This is a genomic window from uncultured Odoribacter sp. (assembly GCF_937966165.1).
Classification (GTDB): domain Bacteria; phylum Bacteroidota; class Bacteroidia; order Bacteroidales; family Marinifilaceae; genus Culturomica.
In genome coordinates, this window is the sequence record NZ_CALCLB010000005.1 from 1 (window position 1) to 22991 (window position 22991).

The 22991-nt window shown below is 38.4% G+C and carries 14 protein-coding genes and 1 tRNA gene; 10 read left to right on the forward strand and 5 right to left on the reverse strand.

Annotated features, from left to right (window positions below; translation table 11 throughout):
- The 5 genes from Q0465_RS01085 to Q0465_RS01105 all read left to right on the forward strand — a co-directional run.
- A partial coding sequence (locus tag Q0465_RS01085) for a TonB-dependent receptor (RefSeq protein ID WP_298611601.1) occupies positions 1 to 1613 on the forward strand: 1613 nt, incomplete at its 5' end.
- A 12-nt stretch (positions 1614 to 1625) separates the two neighbouring features.
- Positions 1626 to 3179, forward strand: a complete 1554-nt coding sequence (locus Q0465_RS01090) for a RagB/SusD family nutrient uptake outer membrane protein (RefSeq protein ID WP_298611604.1) — start codon at positions 1626 to 1628, stop codon at positions 3177 to 3179.
- A gap of 26 nt (positions 3180 to 3205) precedes the next feature.
- Positions 3206 to 4102, forward strand: a complete 897-nt coding sequence (locus Q0465_RS01095) for a putative zinc-binding metallopeptidase (protein ID WP_298611607.1) — start codon at positions 3206 to 3208, stop codon at positions 4100 to 4102.
- A gap of 11 nt (positions 4103 to 4113) precedes the next feature.
- Positions 4114 to 5439 (forward strand): DUF4302 domain-containing protein, encoded by a 1326-nt coding sequence (locus Q0465_RS01100; protein ID WP_298611610.1) that lies wholly within the window; start codon positions 4114 to 4116, stop codon positions 5437 to 5439.
- Between the two features lie 11 nt (positions 5440 to 5450).
- Complete coding sequence (locus Q0465_RS01105) at positions 5451 to 6794, forward strand: BACON domain-containing carbohydrate-binding protein (protein WP_298611613.1); 1344 nt, start codon at positions 5451 to 5453, stop codon at positions 6792 to 6794.
- A gap of 434 nt (positions 6795 to 7228) precedes the next feature.
- Here Q0465_RS01105 and Q0465_RS01110 read toward each other — a convergent pair.
- The 5 genes from Q0465_RS01110 to Q0465_RS01130 all read right to left on the reverse strand — a co-directional run bounded on the left by Q0465_RS01110 (position 7229) and on the right by Q0465_RS01130 (position 13932).
- A tRNA-Lys gene (locus Q0465_RS01110) sits at positions 7229 to 7301 on the reverse strand.
- A gap of 79 nt (positions 7302 to 7380) precedes the next feature.
- A complete protein-coding gene (locus Q0465_RS01115; protein WP_298611616.1) occupies positions 7381 to 8100 on the reverse strand; it encodes a YebC/PmpR family DNA-binding transcriptional regulator in 720 nt (239 codons plus the stop codon).
- A gap of 198 nt (positions 8101 to 8298) precedes the next feature.
- Positions 8299 to 9309, reverse strand: coding sequence for a SusE domain-containing protein (locus Q0465_RS01120; protein ID WP_298611618.1), 1011 nt, complete (start codon positions 9307 to 9309; stop codon positions 8299 to 8301).
- A gap of 29 nt (positions 9310 to 9338) precedes the next feature.
- Entirely contained in the window at positions 9339 to 10934 is a 1596-nt protein-coding gene (locus Q0465_RS01125; protein ID WP_298611621.1) for a RagB/SusD family nutrient uptake outer membrane protein, read from the reverse strand.
- Positions 10935 to 10959: 25 nt separating this feature from the next.
- Complete coding sequence (locus Q0465_RS01130; protein ID WP_298611623.1) at positions 10960 to 13932, reverse strand: TonB-dependent receptor; 2973 nt, start codon at positions 13930 to 13932, stop codon at positions 10960 to 10962.
- Between the two features lie 431 nt (positions 13933 to 14363).
- Here Q0465_RS01130 and Q0465_RS01135 point away from each other — a divergent pair, with 431 nt between their 5' ends.
- The 5 genes from Q0465_RS01135 (at position 14364) to Q0465_RS01155 (ending at position 22976) form a co-directional block, all read left to right on the forward strand.
- Complete coding sequence (locus Q0465_RS01135) at positions 14364 to 16718, forward strand: alpha-amylase family glycosyl hydrolase (RefSeq protein WP_298611626.1); 2355 nt, start codon at positions 14364 to 14366, stop codon at positions 16716 to 16718.
- 59 nt (positions 16719 to 16777) lie between these two features.
- A complete protein-coding gene (locus Q0465_RS01140) occupies positions 16778 to 18148 on the forward strand; it encodes an alpha-amylase family glycosyl hydrolase (RefSeq protein ID WP_298611629.1) in 1371 nt (456 codons plus the stop codon).
- Positions 18149 to 18600: 452 nt separating this feature from the next.
- The gene (locus Q0465_RS01145) at positions 18601 to 19941 is read left to right on the forward strand and encodes an SLC45 family MFS transporter (RefSeq protein WP_298612101.1); all 1341 of its coding nucleotides are present in this window, start codon (positions 18601 to 18603) and stop codon (positions 19939 to 19941) included.
- Between the two features lie 16 nt (positions 19942 to 19957).
- On the forward strand, positions 19958 to 20623 hold the full coding sequence (gene pgmB / locus Q0465_RS01150) for a beta-phosphoglucomutase (protein WP_298611632.1): 666 nt from the start codon (positions 19958 to 19960) through the stop codon (positions 20621 to 20623).
- A 46-nt stretch (positions 20624 to 20669) separates the two neighbouring features.
- Positions 20670 to 22976 carry a glycoside hydrolase family 65 protein gene (locus Q0465_RS01155; protein WP_298611635.1) on the forward strand — a complete coding sequence of 769 codons (2307 nt, stop codon included), beginning with the start codon at positions 20670 to 20672 and terminating at the stop codon, positions 22974 to 22976.
- Positions 22977 to 22991: the final 15 nt, after the last annotated feature.

Sequence of the window (22991 nt, forward strand, 5' to 3'; positions counted from 1 at the left end):
AAAGAACCGACAATAAGATGCTCGGTTATGACTTCCGTGCAGATTTGTCCTGGAATCAGGTATTTAATGAAATCCATATTGTGAATTTTTACGGTGGTATGTTGTTGCAAACCGTTGATCGTCAAAAAAACTGGTCACGTGGTTGGGGTCGTCAGTATTCTATGGGAGACATTTCTTATTATGCTTATGAAGTATTTAAAAAAGGCGTAGAAGATAATTCCGATTATTTTACAGTAGACAATAGCCGCTCCCGTTTAGCTGCTTTCTTCGGAACAGCAACCTATTCCTATAAGGGGCGTTATACCGTCAGTGGAACTGGCCGTTATGAAGGAACCAATAAATTAGGTAAAAGTCATTCATCCCGTTGGATTCCAACCTGGAATATATCGGGAGCTTGGAATATGCATGAAGAAGATTTCTTCAAGAATTTGGAACCTGCACTTACTCATTTTACAGTAAGAGCTTCCTATAGTTTGACGGCAGACCGGGGACCATCAAGTGTGACAAACTCTAAGCCTGTGTATCTTAGTGGTACGCCTTTCCGTCCGGAAACGAATGCAAAAGAGACAGCGATCTATTTAGATGATATAGAAAACAGCGAACTGACTTACGAGAAAAAACATGAGCTGAATATAGGAGTAGATATGGGCTTCTTAAATGACCGGATCAATTTTACAATTGACGGATATAAACGTAACAATTATGATTTAATTGGCCCGGTTACGACTGTAGGGGTTGGCGGTGTAGTTGATAAAATGGCTAATGTAGCTGAAATGAAAGCTCATGGTGTAGAATTTTCTTTATCTACAACAAACATCAACTTGAAGAATTTCCGGTGGACTACTGATTTAATCTTTTCATATGCTAAGAATGAAATTAGCAAAATGAAAACCAGAAAACGGGCTATCGATATGATTACCGGTAACGGATTTGGTTTGGAAGGTTATCCGGTGCGTTCGTTATTTTCAATTCCTTTCCGGGGACTGAATGAGGACGGTATTCCTGTATTTCTGAATCAGGACGGGAACATTACTTCAACGGATGTTTATTTTCAAACTACCGATTTAGGCTTTTTGAAATATGAAGGTTCAAGTGAACCCACCATTACGGGTAGTTTTGGAAATACATTCTCTTATAAAGGATTAAAGCTGAATGTATTTATGACCTATTCATTTGGTAATAAGATCCGTCTGGATCCGGTTTTTAAAGGAAGATATTCTGATTTGGATGCTATGCCGAAAGAATTCAAAAATCGTTGGATGGTACCGGGAGATGAAAAATATACCCATGTACCTGTAATTGTCAGTCAACGTCAGCATAAAAACAATTCAAAATTGAATTATGCTTATAATACCTATAATTATTCTGATGTACGTACGGCTGACGGTGGGTTTATCCGGATGAAGGAAATATCTTTATCTTACGATTTCCCTAAAAGACTTCTTACCAAGATTGGCTTTAACAGTCTATCCATGAAAGTACAGGGGACTAATCTTTTCCTGATTTATGCTGACGATAAGCTGAATGGTCAGGATCCAGAATTTTTCCGTTCCGGTGGTGTTGCCGCTCCTGTGCCCAAGCAGTTCACATTCACTTTAAGGTTAGGCTTATAAAAATTAATGATTATGAATAAGAAATATATTATATTACTATTTATCACGGCGCTGGCATTGCTCAGTGTTTCGTGCGACGATTATCTGAGTACTACTCCTGATAATCGGACCGAGCTTGATACAAAGCAGAATATAACAAAATTACTTGTAACGGGATATGCTGCGTCGTCTTATGTTTACCTTACAGAGTTTATGTCTGATAATATAGATGACCGCGGTAATAATGGTTATTCTTCTTTGGGCAGGCTTCAGGAACAAACTTATGCTTGGGAAGATACTCAGGAAGAGGGGGCAGATTCTCCTAAAAGTTTTTGGGCCAGTTGTTATGCGGCTATTGCTACGGCCAATCATGCTTTAGAAGCTATCGAAAATTATGAAAACCCGGAAGAATTGAATCCGCAAAAAGCGGAAGCTTTGTTGATCCGGGCTTATCATCATTTCCTTTTGGTCAATGTCTTTTGTAAACAATATAATGAACAAACCAGTACTTCTGATTTGGGAATTCCTTATATGGAAATACCAGAAACGACCGTGAGTCCTTATTATGAAAGAGGTACAGTGGCCGAAGTATATCAAAAAATACAAAAGGATTTAGAGGAAGCTCTTCCACTTGTAGACGATAACATTTACACGGTACCGAAATATCATTTTAATAAGAAAGCAGCTTATGCTTTTGCTGCACGGTTTTATCTCTATATACACAAATACGATAAAGTAATTGAGTGTGCAAATCTAGTATTTGGTGGTAATCCTGAAAATATTCTTCGGGATATGACCGCTATTGATCGGTCTGCGCAATACGGGCCTATTGCGGAGGATTATGTAAAGACCGAACACCAGGCAAATCTAATGCTTATTTCACTAAATTCTAATATTGCTGTAGCTTTTGGGAATTATAACAGTGGAAAGAAATACCAGCATTGTAAGTTCACAGCTTTAGAAACTGTACAGTCAGAAGGACCTTGGGGCAAATGGAATGCCGAGTTATTCTATTTACCAGCATTGAACTATTCAGCAGGTTATCTTTGTACGCCGAAATTGCCTTACTATTTTGAATATACGGATCCTGTAGCCAAAAAAGGATATGTTCATTCTATTTTACCTGCTTTTCAATCCGATGAATTACTTCTTTGCCGGGCTGAAGCCTATATAATGCTTCAGGATTACAGTGGGGCAACCAATGATTTAGCGATTTGGATGTCCCGGCATACCACTTCTACTATAAAGTTGACAAGGGAATTGATTAATAGTTATTATTCGGATTTGGCTGATTATACGCCTTATGAACCAACGGTAAAGAAACAATTAAATCCGGCCATACCCATTGTTTCCAAAGAGCAAGAAAATTTCTTGCATTGTTTATTACACTTCCGCCGCATTGAAACTATACACGAAGGATTACGCTGGTTCGATATTAAACGTTTCGGTATAAAAATATACCGTCGTTATGTCAATCCAAACAATGATGTGACAGTTACAGATTCCCTGGAAGTAGACGATCCGCGACGGGCACTTCAGCTTCCATACGATGTAATCAGTGCCGGAATGACTCCGAATCCAAGGTAATATTTATGTAATTAAAAAAGAGAAATATGAAAAAAATAGTAATATATCTGCTCGCTTTTACATTGACAGGATCTCTCTGGTCCTGTGATGAAAATGAACCCAGCAGTCATAGTATTTTTGATACAACAGATGAGTCCGGGACTGCATTTGACCAATGGTTACTTTCTAATTATGTTTATCCTTATAATATAGAGGTTAAATACAAGATGGAAGATATTGAATCGAGTATGGATTATACTTTGGCCCCGGCTATGCCAGATAAATGTATGGCTTTAGCTAAATTAATCAAATATTTATGGCTGGAAGCCTATGATGAAGTTGCAGGCTTGGAATTTACCCGTACCTATGTGCCGAGAATTATTCATATGATTGGCTCCGGTGCATATAATAGTAATAATACTGTTATTTTGGGTACAGCAGAAGGGGGATTAAAAATTACGCTTTATCGGGTAAATAATATCAATCCCCAAACGATAACGGCTGCAGAATTGAACGATGCCTATTTAAAAACCATGCATCATGAGTTTGGTCATATCCTGAATCAGATCAAAAATTATCCGGTAGATTTTTTGGGTATTACTCAGAATGATTATATCGGGGACGACTGGAACTCGGCCTCTTTAGCTGAGGCTAAAGAAAAGGGTTTTGTAAGTCAGTATGCCCGCAGTTATGATAGCGAAGATTTCGTTGAGATTATTTCAATATTTGTAACCCGGGATCAAGAAACCTGGGATGTGCTGTTGGAATCGGCCAACACGACAGCACCAGGAAATGAAAAAACCGGTAAGCAGCTTATTGAACAAAAATTCGAAATTGTAAAAAATTATCTGAAAGATTCCTGGAATATCGATATTTACAAGCTACGGGAGGTCGTATTGAAACGTGGTAACAGTATTGATCAATTGGATTTAACACACATTTAAAAAAGTATATTATGAAAAAAATACTATATCTAATCCTTCTTCTCCCGTTCTTTTCTTTGCAATCCTGCATTGAAGACGAGAAAGATATATTTGACACTTCTGCGGCCGAAAGGATTGCGGCTGCCATGAAGGAATACAGGGCTACAATTGCCGCTGCTGAAAACGGCTGGTTGCTGGTTTATTATCCCGAGAAAAATCATTCCATCGGAGGATACAACATGATTGCTAAGTTTACGGCAGACGGAAATGTAACCTTATGTTCAGAGGTAGCAACCACGCATTATGAAATGGGAGATACTGTTTCTTCTGAATACGATATCATCTCTGATATGGGACCGGTATTGACTTTTAATACCTACAATGAAATCATCCATTACTTTACAGAACCCAAAGGTTCTCAGGATGTAGACGGTATGTGCGGGGATTATGAATTTGTATTTATGGAAGTGACTCCCAGTAAAATCGTACTGAAAGGGAAGAAATATGGCAATAAACTGGTGATGACCCGTTTGGATGGACCATTGAATGCAAAAGAATATTTCCAGAAAGTATTAGTAGCAGAAGAAGCTTCCTCTTATGGAAATTATAACTTCTTGATAAATGAAGATACGATTTGTATTGCAAATCGTTCTGGTCGGGTTTTGACAGTTTCTTATAATGAAATTAATGCAGAGGGAGAGACGGTTGTAAGTGAAGAGGATCTAGCTTTCACTTGTACCCCTACAGGAATAAAACTGTACGAACCATTTGTTTATACGAGAGACGACAGAAATAATCAGCAAGTAACCATGGAAAATTTCGAGTGGGATGAAGAACAAAAATCTTTTATTTGTACGGATGCAGGAGTAGATGCGAAGTTAGCCGTATATATGCCTGAAGGTTTCCATTTTTATAATGATTATCTGGGAAATTATACAATGAAATATACTGGTGGTAAAACCGCAACAGTTACGATAAGTCAGAAAGAAAGTAAAAAAACGTATACTCTTTCCGGTAGTGTGTTCCCTTATGATTTAGAATTGAAATACGATCTGGGAGCAGGTATAATTGGTCTGAAAGTTCAAAAAAGATTAGGGCTTATTTCAGAAGGATTGTATATGGGTATTGTTATGTTTGATTCATCCACCAATTATTTAACATGGGGCGATGCCGGACTAAAAGGAGTCGTTTCTGAAGAAAATGGTAAAATGGTTATTACTATGATAGATGATAAGATGTGGGTTGACTACAAAGCAGACTCTTTCTATTATTATTCTTTCGATGATTCAGGGACTAGAGTCAGCAGTTATGCCAGCCAATATGGCCGGTTTACCAATGTTGTATTTGTAAAGCAATAAAATTTATGACTATGAAAAAATTATTTTATATATTTTCTCTTTGTCTGCTTGCCTTTGCAATAGGCTGTTCTGATGGAGAAAATGATACTACAGTTCCAGAACTGGGAATAGAAAGTTCCGGGGTAATATTTTCAGTACTCGGAGGAACGGGAACCATCGAACTAAAAGCTCCCGGGGCTACTGCTACTGCTGATCAGGAGTGGTTTACGGTATCCGTTTCCGGAAAGACTATCACCGTTACAGCTTCTCCGAATAATACAGTAAATGGACGTACAGGATTGGTACTTATTAAACAAAACGGTTTAGAAAGAGTTGTTCCTGTAACACAAAGTGGTAATAGAGCTCCGGCTCCGGAAGTAACAGAGATTATGATGCCTATTAAAGCCAGTGAAGCTTTTATTTTCGTGGATTGTGAAATACCGTTTACGGCAACATCGCAGGCAGATTGGCTGACGACCCGGGTAATGGGGGATACGTTAGTACTCAAAACTGCCGATAATAGTGGTCATCCTATCCGGACAACGACTGTAATGCTTACGTCGGGAACTTTTAATGTACCTGTTACTGTTACTCAGGACGGTATTGTTTTAATACCTGAAAATACGGACGTAATTCTTTCCAATGACGGAGAAACTCTGAAAGTGCCAGTAGAAGCTTCCGGAACATTTACGGCTAAATCCAGTGCATCCTGGTTAAGTGTTAGCAAGGGCAGCAATTATGTAAATATTACAGCTGAAAAGAATCCAGGAACTGCTGCCCGTACAGCTGTAGTTACCCTTAGTCTGGACGGTTATAATGTTGAGATCCAGGTAACTCAAAGACTTTATATTTACACAGACTATCTGGGAACCTGGAGACTGAATGCAAAATCCAGGAAAGACGGTAGTGCCGTAACCCTTGAAGTGAAAATTGTTGAAAAAGTGGCAGGGACTTCTTATTTGGTATATGGTTGGGGTGGTTCCGATCTGGCTACGAATTTCCCCTTTACCATGAACTTCACCGCAGCAGATGGTACGATTAGGGTTGAAAACCAGGAAAATATAGGTACAGACGAAGATGGGAATCAGGTTGCCTTTACAGGTGCTACAAAAGCCTATAGTATTAGTCTCGGAAAATATACCTGTATGATTAGTCAGAGAAAAGGCAATATTGTCACCTGGATAACACAGGACGATATTATCGGTGTAGGATACCATTTTAAAAAGCCGGATAGCTGGTATTCTTACAATGTAGATCCTGTAACAACAGATATGACAATGACCAGAATTTCTTCTGCCACAAGCGGAATAAATACAATGTCTTCTGGAAAAAATACACGATCAGTTTCCGTAGAAAAAGCTATAGCTGAAAAGTAAATTAAGAAGTATTTTAATACAAAATTACCCTTGGAACATTGTTTTCAGGGGTAATTTTAATTTGTCCTTTTGCAAAAACACGCGGAAACGTATAAGCTGTATTTATCGAAATATAAGCATAACAGGATTAGAAAAATACCAGATAATTCGTTCATAGACGAAAAGACAAGGGTAAAAGTAGCTTAAAATATTATTTTAACAGGCATTTGTATTTCATTTAAGAAATACATTGGAAATATAGGTAAAGATGCGTAAAAAGATAAACTTATTCTCTTAACATTGAGGGTAAATATATTTGACGAAGACCGGGAAAAACTTTTGTTGTTGATTACAATTATTATTTAACAAAGTCCGTGAAGGCACTGGAAAAAAGCCTGTTGTAAAATCTATAAAAAACTGCCGGAAATATTTTTCCGACAGCTTTTCTTAATTAGTGACCTCGGTGGGACTCGAACCCACGGCCCATTGATTAAGAGTCAATTGCTCTACCAGCTGAGCTACGAAGTCATCTTTTCGAAGAATTAACTTACTTCTTTTGCGGGTGCAAATATGCAATTATATTTTTGAATCTGCAAAAAATCAGAGATTAATCTTCCTTGATGTTGTGATAAACATTGGTTACGTCATCATCTTCGTCCAGTTTATCCAGGATTTTATCCACCTCAGCCCTTTGTTCCGCAGTTAATTCTTTGGTGTCTACAGGGATTCGGGTAAATTCTCCGCTGACAATATCGTATTTCTGTTCTTCCAGATATTTCTGAATGTTTCCGTAGGCTTCAAACGAACCATAAATATTAATGATCCCGTCTTCGTCTTCAAAGATTTCATCCGCACCATAATCGATCATTTCCAGTTCAAATTCTTCGATATCAAAGTTTTCCGGTTTATTGATTTTGAATACACATTTTCTTTCAAATAAGAAATCCAAAGAACCTGTCGTACCTAAAGAACCACCGAATTTCGTAAACGCATGCCGTACATTGGCAACGGTACGGGTATTATTGTCGGTAGCAGCTTCTACCACGATAGCAACTCCGTAGGGGGCATAACCTTCGTATACGATTTCTTTATAATCAGAAGTATCTTTGGAAACAGCCCGTTTAATTGCACGTTCGACATTTTCTTTAGGCATATTTTCAGCTTTAGCATTCTGGATCAGAATACGCAGGCGTGTATTATTCGCCGGGTCCGGTCCACCCGCTTTGACAGCTATATCGATTTCCTTTCCTATTCTGGTAAATGTACGGGCCATGTTGCCCCATCTTTTTAATTTCCGTGCTTTACGGTATTCAAACGCTCTTCCCATATCTGATTTGTTTATGTCGTTAAAATATTGAGGCGCAAAGTTATATATTTTAAAGTAAAAAATAAAAGGTATGGAAAAAAGATTTTAATTGTTTCGATGGTATCCTGACAGGGATTTATTAAAATTTTCCGGACGATCCAATCATATTTGTTATTCTTTTGGATTGTCCGGAAATGAAGGAATGTGGAAGTTGAAAAATTATTTTATGGAGAATGTGTAAGGGTATTTTTGTAGATTTAATGAAATAGTGTAATTACCTCCTTCTTCTACAATAATTTGGCTTCCATTATCTGTAAGTTGATTTCCGAAATAAAGTCCCAGAACCCGATTACCGGCCCCTGTTTCTTTGAATACAAATTCTCCGGGATTCAGGTGGGTGGTAATTTCCAAATCGTGTTTACTTTCATTATAAATAAGGGCGATAGGAGTATTGGAGGTTGCACTGCCTGTAATGCTCCAGCTTACAGGTGTAAGAGAATAGGTGAGATTATTGATATTGGCAATAACTTTATAAAAACCGGCTGTAGTGACTTTAATATTACCCGCTCCGGCTTGAAGTTTGCCCCCTCCTCCTTCTCCCCAGTTGAGTGGATTCCAGTCCGGTTGGCCTGTGAATTTGAATTCAGTATTCGCCGGGAAGTAGAAATAGCCTTCATAAGTACCGTCCGCTTTAGGGGAGGTTACAACGGTGGATGAATCTGCAGGATTCCAACCTTGATAACTACCCGGGACAAAAAGAATGGGATAAACAACTTCTACGTTATAGGCTGTAATCATCAATCGTATCGGTTCCGAATAAAGTGTCCGGATATTATTATTGATAGAAGCATTGACCCGGACTTCGACTTCAGTCGGTGTTTCCGGTACCAGGCCAGCAATGAGGACACTATTGTTTAAAGTAGCTTGGGTAACGGCTACAGAAGTACCTTTTGATTCCGCTATTTTTACTGCAGACTCAAAATAGGTGTCCGGTATAGCTATTTGTACCGTATACGTTATTGCTGCAGGGAAACCGAATGCTGCTGCTTCCCATTTAAATTGAACCGAATCATTGGCTGTAGCTTCAGTCAAAGTAATACGGCTTCCTGTTACAGGCAGGTCAATTTTCGGAGAGATATAATCTCCGGCATAATATTTTTTGTTATCTGTTTCGCAGGCCTGAAGTGCGAATAGGATAAGTATAATTCCGATGTAGTATATTCGTTTCATATTCCTCTTGTTTCAAATTAAATTCTGTTTTAATATCCCGGATTTTGTTTCAGGTTAGGATTGGCTCCTAAGTCGGAGGAAGGTAAAGGGAAGAGATTATAATAAGCATTTACGCTCCGCCCTTCTTTGAGCCCTCCTTTCCAGGGCCATGTATAGCTTGTTTCACTGAATCTGCCGAAACGGATTAAATCTGTTCGTCTGTGTCCTTCCCAATACAATTCGCGGGCTCTTTCTTCCAGAATAAAATCCAAAGTTAAGTCTCCGGCGGAGATATTACCGGAAGTATTCCCATAAGCTCTTTGCCGGATATCTTGAATATAACCGAGAGCTGTACCTAAATTGCCTCCTTGGCCTCCTCTCAATACGGCTTCTGCATACATGAGATAAATATCTGCCAGGCGGAACATGGGGTAATCTGTATCCACAAAATTTAAATTTGAACCGGGTTCTCCCGTGGATTTCATATTTGTAAATTTCGTGACAATAACTCCTTGCTTGAAATCTGATTGCAGATTCACTTCGGTACTGGTTTGTCCTTTGGTAAAAAATAAAGCTCTTTTGTCTCCCGGATCAAATTTTGCCATAAATTCGGCTGTTGTCCGGTTTCCGGCCCAGCTTCCGCTTGCTCCGTAGTCTTGGGTAACAATACTGTCACCTCCTAATGCAGCAAAAATTAAAAAAGTTGTACCTCCATAGGTTTGGGTATGAGTTCCATCAAAAGCGATCGGAAAAATAATACCTTCAGCCGTATGGTTGTCTGCCATAAAGAGATGGTGATAATTATCTTCCAGATGGTAATAGGGGATAATCTTATTGCAATACGTAATGGCTTCTGTATATTTCGGGGAACCGGTATATACCTCAGCATTTAAATACAGTTTGGCTAAAACAGTCCAGGCTGCAGCCTGGTCTACCCGGGCGTATTCATTTGTACGGGGTTCTTTGAGCAAGGGAAGAACTTCTATCAGATCTTTTTCAAGCCAGGTGAAGAGATCTGTACGTTTGATTTGCTCCGGATTAAAGGTACCTATTCCACTGCTTTCTTCCACAAAAGGGACATTTCCATATAAATCTAAAGCTTGGTAATAAGCCAGATCCCGGAGGAAACGGGCTTCAGCCCTATAGAATCCGATGTCCGTACGAAGCTGTCCGCTGACCCCCCGTTTATCCAGTTCGCTGTCCGTGGTTTCTCTTAAATATTCGTTTGCGATAGAAATCAAATAGTAAATACGTTCATAGGTAATGGTGATATAGTCATTTGCAGCCGACCAGCTTTGGTTGTGTAAATCGGGAAGTCCACTGTTATTCCAGGCACAAATTGCTTCATCTGTAGTAAGTTCCTGAAGATTCCAAAGCTGACGGAGATAGTTCGAGGTACCTTCATCGTTTGTAGATAAGTCCGGATTGCCATCCGGGCCGATCTGACCGCTTAAGGCAAAAACAGAATAGATTTTTGCCAGGACTTGGCGATAGGCTTCCGGATTGTCATATACATTTTTAGAACTAATGATGTCTTTATCAATAGGAGTTGTATTCAGATCTCCTATACAGGAACCTGCACCGAAGGCGAACAAAAGCCAGATCGTATAAAACCGGAATTTCGGATATTGAATATAGTTTTTCATAATATACAGATTTACAAATTACGATTTAAAAACCCAGGTTGACTCCCAGTAAAAAAGTACGGGGACGGGGATAAATATTGTTGTCGATACCATTGAATATTTCAGGGTCAAGACCTTTATATCTGGTAATTGTAAATACATTTTGCATAATGGCGAATACTCTTAAATCGATACGGTTTTTCCATAATTTCTGAAAATTGTATCCCAGCGTAATATTATCCAGTTTCATAAAAGAAGCATTTTGAACATAATAGTCGGAAAAATACTGAGCTTCCCGAAAATTGGTTTTATTTACTGCAGTGGGAATATTGGAATAAAAACCTGTATTATCATACATACGACTGTATAAAGCGCCATTGGACTGGACATTATTATAAACATAATTGCCAAAACTAAACCTACCAGCAATATTAAGGTCCCAGTTTTTATATTTCAGGTAAGAAGAAAAGCCAGCCAGCCATTTGGGAGCTGGACTTTTATAACGGTAAAGGTCGAGTTGGTTAATGATACCGTCTCCATTCAGGTCAACATACACTCCTTCCAGAGGTTTTCCGTTTTCATCGTATACCTGATGATAAACGTAGAAAGCATTGGAAGGATGCCCTTCGCTGTGAATTTGTATCGTAGTACCTGTACCTCCGGCAATACTTCCGGTTAAAACACCTACGTAATTAGGGTCTTTATTCCGGATGAGCTTGATAATTTTGTTTTTATTGTAAGACATATTGACATTTACTTCCCAATGCCAGGAGTCGTTCGTAATCGGTACAGTATTCAAGGTAATTTCGAATCCTTGATTGGATAAGTCACCGACGTTTGTAGTCAATTTATTTGTCAGGTTAGATCCGGCTGCTATAGGAATTTCATTGAGCAGGTCTTTGGTTTTACGGTAATAATAATCGATGGAACCATTGATCCGGTTGTTATAAAATCCAAAATCTACAGCGACATTCCAGGTCGTTGTTTCTTCCCATTTAATATGGGCATCATAACCGTTGGGACGAAGAGTATATACAAAGTCGTTGCCGAATTGGTATTGGGCCTTATCATTACTGATCGTATAATTGGGTAGATAAGGGTAATCATTCCCAATAATATCCTGTTGCCCTGTGATACCGTATCCTAAACGTAGTTTTAAAGTGGAGAGATTTTCAAAGCGACTCATAAAGTCCTCCTGGTCGATACGCCAGGCAAGGGCTAATGAAGGAAATGTCCCCCAACGTTGATTTTTGGCAAAACGGGAAGATCCGTCTCCTCTTAACGTAAAGGTCAATAGGTATTTATCCATAAAAGTATAATTGAGACGACCGAAAAAAGACAAAAGATAATTTTCAGACGCATCTTCATTATTTTCTTTTACATAAGTTCCGGCTGTATTGGTCGCATAAGAATAACTGCTTTTTTTGAAATGCTGCCAGGAATAACCCGCAACTACATCGAAAGTACTGTAAATTTCTTCTACCTGTTTGTTATAATTCAAATAGAATTCTAGCAATTCATTGTGTTTTTTTTCGTTATATTTTTTGTGATAACCGCTTCCGTGTATTTCGTCGTAAGTCCAGGCAGCATCTTCCGGTTCAATCACTTTTCCGTCACTTTTAGAATAATCGTAAGCCAAATTCAGGTTGGCGCGCATATCCGGAAAAAAATGCAAGCGGTAATCAAATTGAATATTTCCGATAAAACGTTTTACTTTTGATTTATCACTGTGTTGTTTTAAATGAGCTACCGGATTTTTGGTAGCAATAATATTAGGGTTGCCGGTAGTTGCCTGTGTCCAGGTAAAATATCCGCCGAATCTTTCATTTCCGTCCATTACGGGCCGGGTCGGGTCGAAAAGTAAGGCTTCTCCGATCGCATCTGAGTTTCCAAAGTTATTTTTAATATACATTCCTTTAGCATGTATATTAATTTTCAGGAAATCGTCAAAAAAGGAAGGATTCAGGTTCAAGGCCCCTGTAAAACGTTTCAGATTGGTTGTTTTTAAAATACCTTGTTGGTTAGTATAACCTAAAGATAATCGGAAAGGGGTATTGTATTTATATCCGGAAAAATCCAGGTTGTGGTCGTTACTAACGGCAATCCTATAAATTTCCTTTTGCCAGTCGGTATTGTCTGTACCGAGGTTATTTATAATATTTGCATTTCCTGCAAATTGTTTTTTTACAGTTTCCCGGAATTCGTCAGCGTTCATGACATCAATTTTTCCTTCTTTCCAGCCAATACTGACTTGCCCGGAATAATTGACCCGGAAAGGTTGGCCTTTTTTACCCTGTTTTGTCGTAATTAAGATCACTCCGTTAGAAGCACGGGCTCCGTAAATAGCCGTAGAAGAGGCGTCTTTCAGTACAGTGAACGTTTCGATATCAGCCGGGTTTATGGAGTTTAAGGGATTTCGCATACCCGAAATATTAGAATTATCCAAAGGTACTCCGTCTACAACGATCAAAGGATCGTTACTGGCCTTCATGGAGGAACCTCCCCGGATACGGATTGTGGCTCCGTCTCCCGGAGCTCCTCCTCCGGTCGTAATTTGTACCCCCGGCGTTTTCCCGATCAGAAGATCCTGAGGAGATGACATTACCCCCGGATTAAAATCATTCGCATTTATAGCTACAACAGAACCAGTGGCATCATTTTTCCGGACTTGTCCGTAACCGATGACTACAACTTCCTGAAGTTCCTGCAAATTTTCCTGAAGGGCAATATCCAGTACCCGTTGGTTTGTAATCGTTACCTGCTGGGGTCTGTAACCAATAAATGAAAATTCCAGCACATCTCCCGGGTTAACTTTTAAATTATAGTTGCCGTCAAGATCAGTGGCTGTTCCTGTATACGTGCCTCTTATGACGACACTTACTCCCGGTAAAGGTTGGCCGTCAGCAGCGTCTGTCACTTTTCCTGTAAGATTTATTTCCTGACCAAAACTGTTCAGGCTCAGTAAAAGAATAAATGATAAAATAGGAAACAAAGTTCTCGTCAGTTTTTTTCGTTTCATAATCATCAGGTTTACATGGTATAGTTGTCCGAAAATAGAAAGACATTTTAGGCTGTATACGTAAACTTTATTGAAAGACGTTGGTATTATTTACATAAAAAATATTAATATTTGATTAAATGGCGGATAGCAGGCTTTTTAAGCACAGAATCCCGGAAAAAGCTTTTTAAAGACAAGTGTTTTTCCTCTTTGAAACTTTCTGAACAACTGGGACGTTAAATGTTTACCAGAAAAGTATTTAGTACCAGCCGTTAATTTTGAAGACGGTACATCTGTCATTTGACATAAATGCTGTTTTGTCGGAAACTTGTTTTTGATCGTTTCAGCAATATATTTAGTGTTTGGGGGCTAAAGAAAGATTTATTAATTTTATAATTTTCAATTATAAAGCTATAATAGTAAAAAGAATGATATTTAAAATTATTACAATAATGCTCTTACTTTTGTCTTTCTGGACGTGTAAAAGAGATGCTGTCCGTATACCTGAACATTCTGCGGTATATGATTTAGCTACGCCGATACAATTAAATACTGATACCACCCGTGTCCATTTGACAGATTATTTTCTTTATCCGGAAAAGATCAAAAAGATTATTCCGCCTTCGAATGTAAAACTAATAGAGGAAAAAGAAAAGAAAGAAATTTTACTTCTTCCGGAAAAAGGGATGAAAGCAATGGAAAATATCCGTTTTCGGTATGAAGGTTATACTTATGATATTCCGGTGCTCCGGAGTGTTAAAAAGCCTGTGAAATATACTTTTGATCCTCAGGGGAAACAATATCATAAAGTACAATTGGCAGGAGAAATGAATGCTTGGAATCCGGACAATACAAATTTAGAATTAAGGGATGGGTTGTGGCAAACCACTTTATATCTGGCACCCGGGCAATATCAATATTTATTAGTTCTGGACGGCAGCAAACAATTGGACCCGGGCAATAAGGAGCGGATGGATAATAATATGGGAGGATATAATTCTGTATTGAAAGTGGGGGAAGAAGTTGAAAAAGCCCCTGAAATTTTTACGGATAGAGTAAGTGGGGACACTGTTTTTCTTTCGAGTCAAAATCCGGTGGAAGAATGGCTCGTATATATTCAGAATCAGTTACTCAGTCAAAGGAGCATCATTCAGTCCGGTTCTGTTACAGGCATTGTGATTCCTGAAGAAGCGCGTAAATTAAAACGTTCTGAATTAAGGGTATGGGCTATAAATAAATATGGCGTTTCCAATGACATTTTTATTCCTCTTGATAAAGGGAAAGTAATAGAAAAAGCTTCTCTCTTAAATCGGTTTGATAAAAGGGCTTCTACCCTTTATTTTCTGATGGTAGACCGTTTTAATGATGCTCAGGGAGAAAATAATCATCCTTTGGATCCGAAAGAAGTTTTACCTCTTGCCAATTACATGGGGGGAGATATAGTAGGGATTACACAAAAATTAAAAGAAGGATATTTCGATTCCCTGGGGATGAATACAATTTGGTTATCTCCGATTACGCAAAATCCCGAAGGAGCTTACGGATTTTGGAAAGATCCGAAGACGAAATTTTCAGGTTATCACGGTTATTGGCCGGTTTCTTCTTCTAAAGTCGATTACCGCTATGGAACTTCAGAAGAATTGAAAGAGCTGGTAGAAGAAGCGCATAAACGGAATATAAATGTAATTCTCGATTATGTGGCGAATCATGTACACGAGGAACATCCGCTTTATAAACAACATCAGGAGTGGGCAACAGACCTTTATTTGCCTGACGGCTCTCTGAATACCGAACGTTGGGACGAACACCGCCTCACAACATGGTTCGATACATTTTTACCCACACTGAATTTGGAAAATCCTGAGGTGTATGGACCAATGACAGATTCAGCTTTATTTTGGATAAAAGAATATAATTTGGACGGTTTCCGTCATGATGCGACCAAACATATCCCGGAAGTATTCTGGAGAACATTGACATATAAATTGAAAAAAGACATAATGCTTCCCAGGGATATTACTATTTATCAGGTAGGGGAAACCTATGGAAGCCGGGAATTAATTGCTTCTTATATTGGTTCGGGACAGATGGATGGACAATTTGACTTTAATGTTTACGATGATGCTGTTGCAACTTTTGCCCGTCCTGATGTCGGTTTTCAGCGTTTGAATAACTCTTTGGAAGAAAGTTTTCATTATTATGGGGTACACAATCTCATGTCGTATATTTCTGGAAATCAGGACAGAGCTCGTTTTATTTCTTATGCTGCAGGGGATCTTACTTTTGAAGAAGACAGCAAAGTTGCCGGCTGGACCCGTAGCATTGGGGAGCGTAGGCCTTCGGATGAAACTGCTTACGACAAGTTGATACAACTTATTGCTTTCAATGCTACCATACCGGGTATACCCGTACTTTATTATGGTGATGAAATTGGAATGACGGGAGGGAATGATCCGGACAACCGCCGGATGATGCGTTTTCAAAATTTAAGCGAAGAAGAAAAAATGGTGAAGGAAAAGACAGCTACTTTGATGAAATTCAGAAGAAGTAGTATGGCGCTGATGTATGGCGACTTTATACCTCTACGGGTGGAGAGTAAAGTTTATGCTTATTTACGCTCGTATTTCGGGCAGGATGTTATTGTGGTTTTTAATAAAGAAACGGAAGAGGTGACTTTGAAACTTGATCTTCCCCAACGGAGTAGGAAAGAGCAATTTAAAGCCTTATTCGGAGGACGTTTCAGTTATGATAATTCGAAATTAATTGTCGATGTACCGGCGAATGGGATTGAGATTATTTATAATTAAAAGAGATAGCGGTGCCGGATTGCTATAATTTATTGATTTATAATATTAAATTAGAACGTATGAGAAAATTTTTATTTGTACTTTTTGTTTTAATGATTGCTTTTACGGCTTGTAAAGACAAAAAAAACCGGAATAAAGAGATTGCTACGCCAGTGCCTGTATTTAAAACCCCTCAGGTTGTGCCTTGGGCTAAAGATGCGGTGATTTATGAAGTAAATGTCCGTCAATATACTCAGGCAGGAACTTTCAATGCATTTGCGGATCATTTGCCCCGTTTAAAAGAGTTAGGTGTAGATATACTTTGGTTTATGCCTATCCAGCCGATTTCCGAAAAAAATAAAAAAGGATCGCTGGGGAGTTATTATGCTGTTCAGGATTATCAGAAAGTAAATCCTGAATTTGGGACGATGGACGATTTTAAAGCATTAGTCAAAAAGGCTCATGAGATGGGATTTAAAGTAATTCTGGACTGGGTTGCAAATCATACAGGTTGGGATAATTGGTTGATCGTAGAACATGAAGATTGGTATACGCAAATCAATGATTCCGTTATAGCCCCTGTAGCTGATTGGACGGATGTAGCTGATTTAAATTATGAACAACCGGGCTTGCGTCAATATATGATTGAAAGTATGAAATTTTGGGTAAAAGAAGCGGATATCGATGGTTATCGTTGTGATGTAGCAGCAATGGTCCCTACCGATTTCTGGGAAGAAGCCAGAATGGCGCTGGATAGTTTAAAACCGGTATTTATGTTGGCAGAAGCCTGGGAGCCGGAGTTGACAGCTACTGCTTTTGATGCTTGTTATGCCTGGGATTTATTACATACGATGAATGATATCGCGGCTGGTAAAAAAACGGCTGCTGCTTTACCGGCTTATTTTCACCAAGTGGATAGTATGTATGCTCCCCGTACAATTCTTATGAATTTTTTGACAAATCACGATGAAAACAGTTGGAATGGTACAATTAATGAACGTTTTGGAGATATGCAAAAGGCATTTGCTGTATTAACTTATACGGTACCGGGAATGCCTTTGGTATATAGCGGACAGGAAGTAGGATTGAATCATCGGCTGGAATTCTTCGAAAAAGATGAAATCAAATGGAGCGATGATAAAAAATTGACAGCTTTTTATACACAGCTGGATAAATTAAAACATCAGAATCCGGCTTTATGGGCAGGTATAGAGGCCGGAAAAATGCGTATTTTACATACAACTGCTCCTGAACAGGTTTTTGCTTTTACCCGTACCAATGGGGATAATGAATTATTGGTTATCCTCAATTTGAGCCGGAAAAATGTCTCTTTTAAATTTGAAGAGATGCCTTTAAATTCATATGTGGACGCTTTTACGGGAAAGGATGCGGCCTTATCCACTCCATTCAAAATGCAGTCCACAGAGTATAAGGTGTTCTTGAAAAAATAGAAGCTAGTAAATCCCTTGCAGTTAAATAGCATCTTTGCTTAATGAATGCTTCCGCTAGGTAATATGTATTCATATATCCGCAAGGGATTTATTGTTTTTTATTATTACTGCGCTTTATATACATGCTCTTCTTTCCCGGCTTACGGTTCCCCGGACATCTTTTCCTCTATTATTTAGATTTAATCTGAATCGCAATTGTTTATCATTTTTCTGACTGTTTCTAAAGATTGTAAAATGTTTCTTTTGCGCAAGAATGAATTATAATCATTTGATTATAAATATTTTAATGATGCGTGGGAGAGGGGATATGTAAAACGGCTTAGAATTTCAGATTTCTTTTTAACTGATATAAAAAATCTCCGTATAAATAAAAATCGGTTTGTATCATTTTATGGATTGTAGGCTGATCAGTCAGAAATGTAATAAATGAATTTATGGTAGAAAATACAAATTTGAAGTGCAAACCGCAACTTCGTTTCTGGACCTTATGGAACATTAGTTTCGGTTTTTTTGGCGTACAGATTGCTTATGCATTACAAAGTGCTAATGTGAGTCGTATTTTTGCAACCTTAGGGGCAGATCCGCATACTTTGAGTTATTTCTGGATATTGCCTCCTTTGGCCGGAATTATTGTACAGCCGATTGTTGGTTCGCTCAGTGACCACACCTGGACTCGTTTCGGACGCCGTATTCCCTATTTGTTTGTCGGTTCATTACTGGCGGTGATTGTCATGTTTTTGTTGCCCAATGCAGGGAGTTTCACTCATTATATGAATGCCATGTTGTTTGGACTTATTGCCTTAATGTTATTGGATACTTCTATCAACATGGCGATGCAGCCTTTTAAGATGCTGGTCGGGGATATGGTAAATGAGGAGCAAAAAGGATTAGCTTATTCTATTCAGAGTTTTTTATGTAATGCCGGTAGTTTAGTCGGTTATCTTTTTCCTTTCTTTTTCACATTAGTGGGAATACAAAATATTGCTGCTCCGGGGATGATCCCGGATACAGTCATTTATTCTTTTTATGTGGGAGCTATTATTTTGATTTTATGTGTGATTTATACTTCTGTAAAAGTAAAAGAAATGCCTCCTAAAGAATTTGAAGAGTTTCACGGAATTACTGCTGAAGAAAAAAAAGAAAAGAGTGACTTTATTTCTTTATTGATTCATGCTCCCAAAGTATTCTGGACGGTGGGATTAGTGCAGTTTTTTTGTTGGGCAGCATTTATGTATATGTGGACTTACACCAATGGAGCTATCGCCCAAAATGTCTGGGGAACCGGAGATACAGCCTCTGCCGGTTATCAGGAAGCCGGGAATTGGGTCGGGGTTTTGTTTGCTGTCCAGGCAATAGGTTCTGTTTGTTGGGCAGTTGTTTTGCCTTTATTCCGTTCCCGTAAATGGGCTTACTCCCTTAGTTTGTTAATAGGCGGACTTGGTTTTATTTCCACTTTATTTATTCACAATCAGTATATACTTTTCATTTCTTTTGTTTTGATCGGTTTTGCATGGGCTGCTATGCTGGCTATGCCTTTTACAATTCTGACCAATTCTGTCTCTGGTAAAAATATGGGAGCTTACCTGGGGTTATTCAATGGGACGATATGTGTACCACAGATTGTTGCAGCCCTGGCCGGAGGATTTTTATTACATGTTGTGGGAGGAAAACAGATTGGGATGCTGGTATTAGCCGGTGTATTATTAGTGATAGGAGCTGTTTGCGTATTTATTATTAAAGAGACTTATTCTCACCATACTGAGGAATGTGAGGGGATAGAAAATAAAAAATAAATTAAATAAGAGAATCATGAAAGCTTGTATTTTCGATTTAGACGGAGTAATTGTCGATACGGCGAAATATCACTATTTGGCATGGAAAGAAATTGCTGCTGAATTAGGATTTGAATTTACGGAAAGAGACAATGAATTACTGAAAGGAGTAAGTCGCATGGCTTCTTTGGATATATTATTGAGTATTGGAGGAGTTGATTTATGCGAGGAAGAGAAATTGAAATTAGCAGATAAGAAAAATCAAATATACTTGAGTTATATCACAAAGATGACTTCCGGCGAAGTTTTACCGGGGGTCCGGGATTTTTTAAATGCCCTACATCGGAATGGAATTAAGGTTGCATTAGGGTCAGCCAGTAAAAATGCGAAAACTATTTTAAAACAAGTTGGCATTGAGAAAATGTTCGATGCCATAGCGGATGGGACCAATGTGACAAAGGCTAAACCGGATCCGGAAGTTTTCCTTAAGGGGGCTGAACTATTGGGATTATCGTCCGAAGATTGTATTGTTTTCGAAGATGCCGTTGCGGGAATAGAAGCAGCCCATCAGGCAGGAATGAAATGTGTAGGGGTGGGAAATCGGGAAATTTTGAGAACGGCTGATGTTGTTATGGCGGATTTTACACAGATAAAAATAGAAAATGGGGAATTGGTAATAAATGGAGAAATAATAAACTTTTGAATCTTGGAAGCGGTTTGACTGCTTTTAACATTGTAATTTTAAAGCTATGAATAAATATCTGAAAGTAAACGACTGGTGTATTATTGAAGAAGGATTTGATCCCAGAAATCATCGTTCTTCCGAAAGTATTTTTAGTCTGGGAAACGGAAGAATGGGACAAAGAGCCAATTTTGAAGAAAAGTATTCCGGGAGTACTTTACAAGGTACTTATATCGGTGGAGTTTATTATACGGATAAAACCCGTGTGGGATGGTGGAAAAACGGATATCCGGAATATTTTGCGAAAGTATTAAATGCTCCTTACTGGAATGGAATTGATGTGGAAATCAACAGTGAGCAACTGGATTTAGCGGTTTGTAAAGTAAAAGACTTTATCCGTATTCTGAATATGAAAGAAGGGTATCTGGAGCGTTCTTTTATTGCAGTTATGCCCAATGGAGATGAAGTTAAAGTGAACACCAGACGCTTTATCAGTATGGCCAATAAAGAAATCGCCGCCATACAGTATGCCATTACCCCCTTGAATTTCAGCGGAGATATATTGTTTACTTCATATATTGACGGAGACGTAAAAAATGAAGATGCCAATTATAATGAAAAATTCTGGGATATTTTAGAGACAGATTCTTTACACGGGGAATCCTACTTACGTTCACAGACCAAAAAAACCAATTTTCAGGTTGGAGTAGGGATCAAATATACAATTACATTGGAGGGTAATGAATATCCTACTTCGGATGATGATACGATTATGGATCAAAACTATGTGGCAAATAAAGTATCTGTATTTGTTGAAAAAGGAAAGCAGGTTTGCTTTTATAAATATGTGGCTGTTTTGAGTTCTATGAATCACAGTGTTTCTGATTTATTGCCCAATGCCAAAATTCTGGTAAACGATGCCTGTACCAAAGGCTTTGATACTTTATTGGAAGAACATCAGTTGGTCTGGAAGAAAATATGGGAACATTCTGATATTGTTATTGAAGGAGACGTGGAAGCGCAACAGGGGATACGCTTTAATATTTTCCAGTTAAACCAGACCTATACGGGAGATGATGCCCGGTTGAATATCGGGCCGAAAGGTTTTACAGGTGAAAAATATGGCGGGAGTACCTATTGGGATACAGAAGCTTACTGTGTGCCTTTTTATCTTTCGACTGCTGATTCTGCTGTAACCCGGAATTTATTAATTTATCGGTACAAGCAGTTGGATAAAGCAATTGAAAACGGTCTTAAATTAGGCTTTACCGGTGGCGCGGCTCTTTATCCTATGGTAACCATGAATGGGGAAGAGAGTCATAATGAATGGGAGATTACTTTTGAAGAAATACATCGGAATGGAGCGATTGCCTATGCCATTTATCGTTATATAAATTATACCGGAGATGAGCATTATCTGGAAGAATATGGTTTGGAAGTGCTTACAGCTATTGCTCGTTTTTGGGCGCAGAGAGCTACTTTTTCGGAAGCAAAGAAAAAATATGTCATTTTGGGAGTAACCGGTCCGAATGAATATGAAAACAATGTCAATAATAATTGGTATACCAATAAAATAGCCACCTGGTGTATGGAATACGCCATAGAATGTCTGGAAAAAGTAAAATCACGTAGTGCGGACTGTTTCCTGGAATTGGTGGCTAAAATGGAATTGGATTATAAAACGGAAACCAGGAAATGGCAGGAAATTATCAGTCAGATGTATTTTCCCGAAGAAAAGGAATTGGGAATCTTTTTGCAGCAGGACGGATATATGGATAAAGAACAAATACTCGCTGCAGATTTAAATCCTGAGATCCGGCCTTTGAATCAGCATTGGTCGTGGGATCGTATTCTGAGGAGTTGTTTTATAAAACAGGCAGATGTTTTACAGGGTATTTACTTCTTTGAAAAGGAATACGATGAAACTTGTATAAAACGTAATTTTGATTTTTACGAATCCCGTACCGTACATGAATCTTCCCTTTCCCCTTGTGTACACTCTATTTTAGCGGCAAAAATCGGTGATATGGATAAAGCTTATAATCTTTATTTGCGTACAGCCCGTCTGGATTTGGATGATTACAATAAAGAAGCCCGTGAAGGGTTACACATTACTTCTATGGCAGGGACTTGGATGTCTATAGTAGAAGGTTTTGGAGGAATGAGGATAAAAGAAGGAATACTGAGTTTTCAACCCGCCATTCCGGAAAGTTGGAAATCTTATTCCTTTAAAGTCATGTTTCGGAATAATATTTTAAATATAAGGGTAGAACATTCAAAAATTTTAATTTTCAATGAAAAAGGCGGAGATATTGAATTATTAATGTACGGGAAAAAATATAAAGTAATGGAACATTCTAAAATAGAAATTTAGAAAATAATAGCAATA

Excerpts from the sequence above, each read along its gene's own strand:
- pgmB (WP_298611632.1), top strand. The coding sequence starts at position 19,958 with ATGAAAGCTTGTATTTTCGATTTAGACGGAGTAATTGTCGATACGGCG.
- Q0465_RS01095 (WP_298611607.1), top strand. The coding sequence starts at position 3,206 with ATGAAAAAAATAGTAATATATCTGCTCGCTTTTACATTGACAGGATCT.
- Q0465_RS01135 (WP_298611626.1), top strand. The coding sequence starts at position 14,364 with ATGCTCTTACTTTTGTCTTTCTGGACGTGTAAAAGAGATGCTGTCCGT.
- Q0465_RS01155 (WP_298611635.1), top strand. The coding sequence starts at position 20,670 with ATGAATAAATATCTGAAAGTAAACGACTGGTGTATTATTGAAGAAGGA.
- Q0465_RS01140 (WP_298611629.1), top strand. The coding sequence starts at position 16,778 with ATGAGAAAATTTTTATTTGTACTTTTTGTTTTAATGATTGCTTTTACG.
- Q0465_RS01090 (WP_298611604.1), top strand. The coding sequence starts at position 1,626 with ATGAATAAGAAATATATTATATTACTATTTATCACGGCGCTGGCATTG.
- Q0465_RS01105 (WP_298611613.1), top strand. The coding sequence starts at position 5,451 with ATGAAAAAATTATTTTATATATTTTCTCTTTGTCTGCTTGCCTTTGCA.
- Q0465_RS01115 (WP_298611616.1), bottom strand. The coding sequence starts at position 8,100 with ATGGGAAGAGCGTTTGAATACCGTAAAGCACGGAAATTAAAAAGATGG.
- Q0465_RS01100 (WP_298611610.1), top strand. The coding sequence starts at position 4,114 with ATGAAAAAAATACTATATCTAATCCTTCTTCTCCCGTTCTTTTCTTTG.
- Q0465_RS01125 (WP_298611621.1), bottom strand. The coding sequence starts at position 10,934 with ATGAAAAACTATATTCAATATCCGAAATTCCGGTTTTATACGATCTGG.
- Q0465_RS01130 (WP_298611623.1), bottom strand. The coding sequence starts at position 13,932 with ATGAAACGAAAAAAACTGACGAGAACTTTGTTTCCTATTTTATCATTT.
- Q0465_RS01120 (WP_298611618.1), bottom strand. The coding sequence starts at position 9,309 with ATGAAACGAATATACTACATCGGAATTATACTTATCCTATTCGCACTT.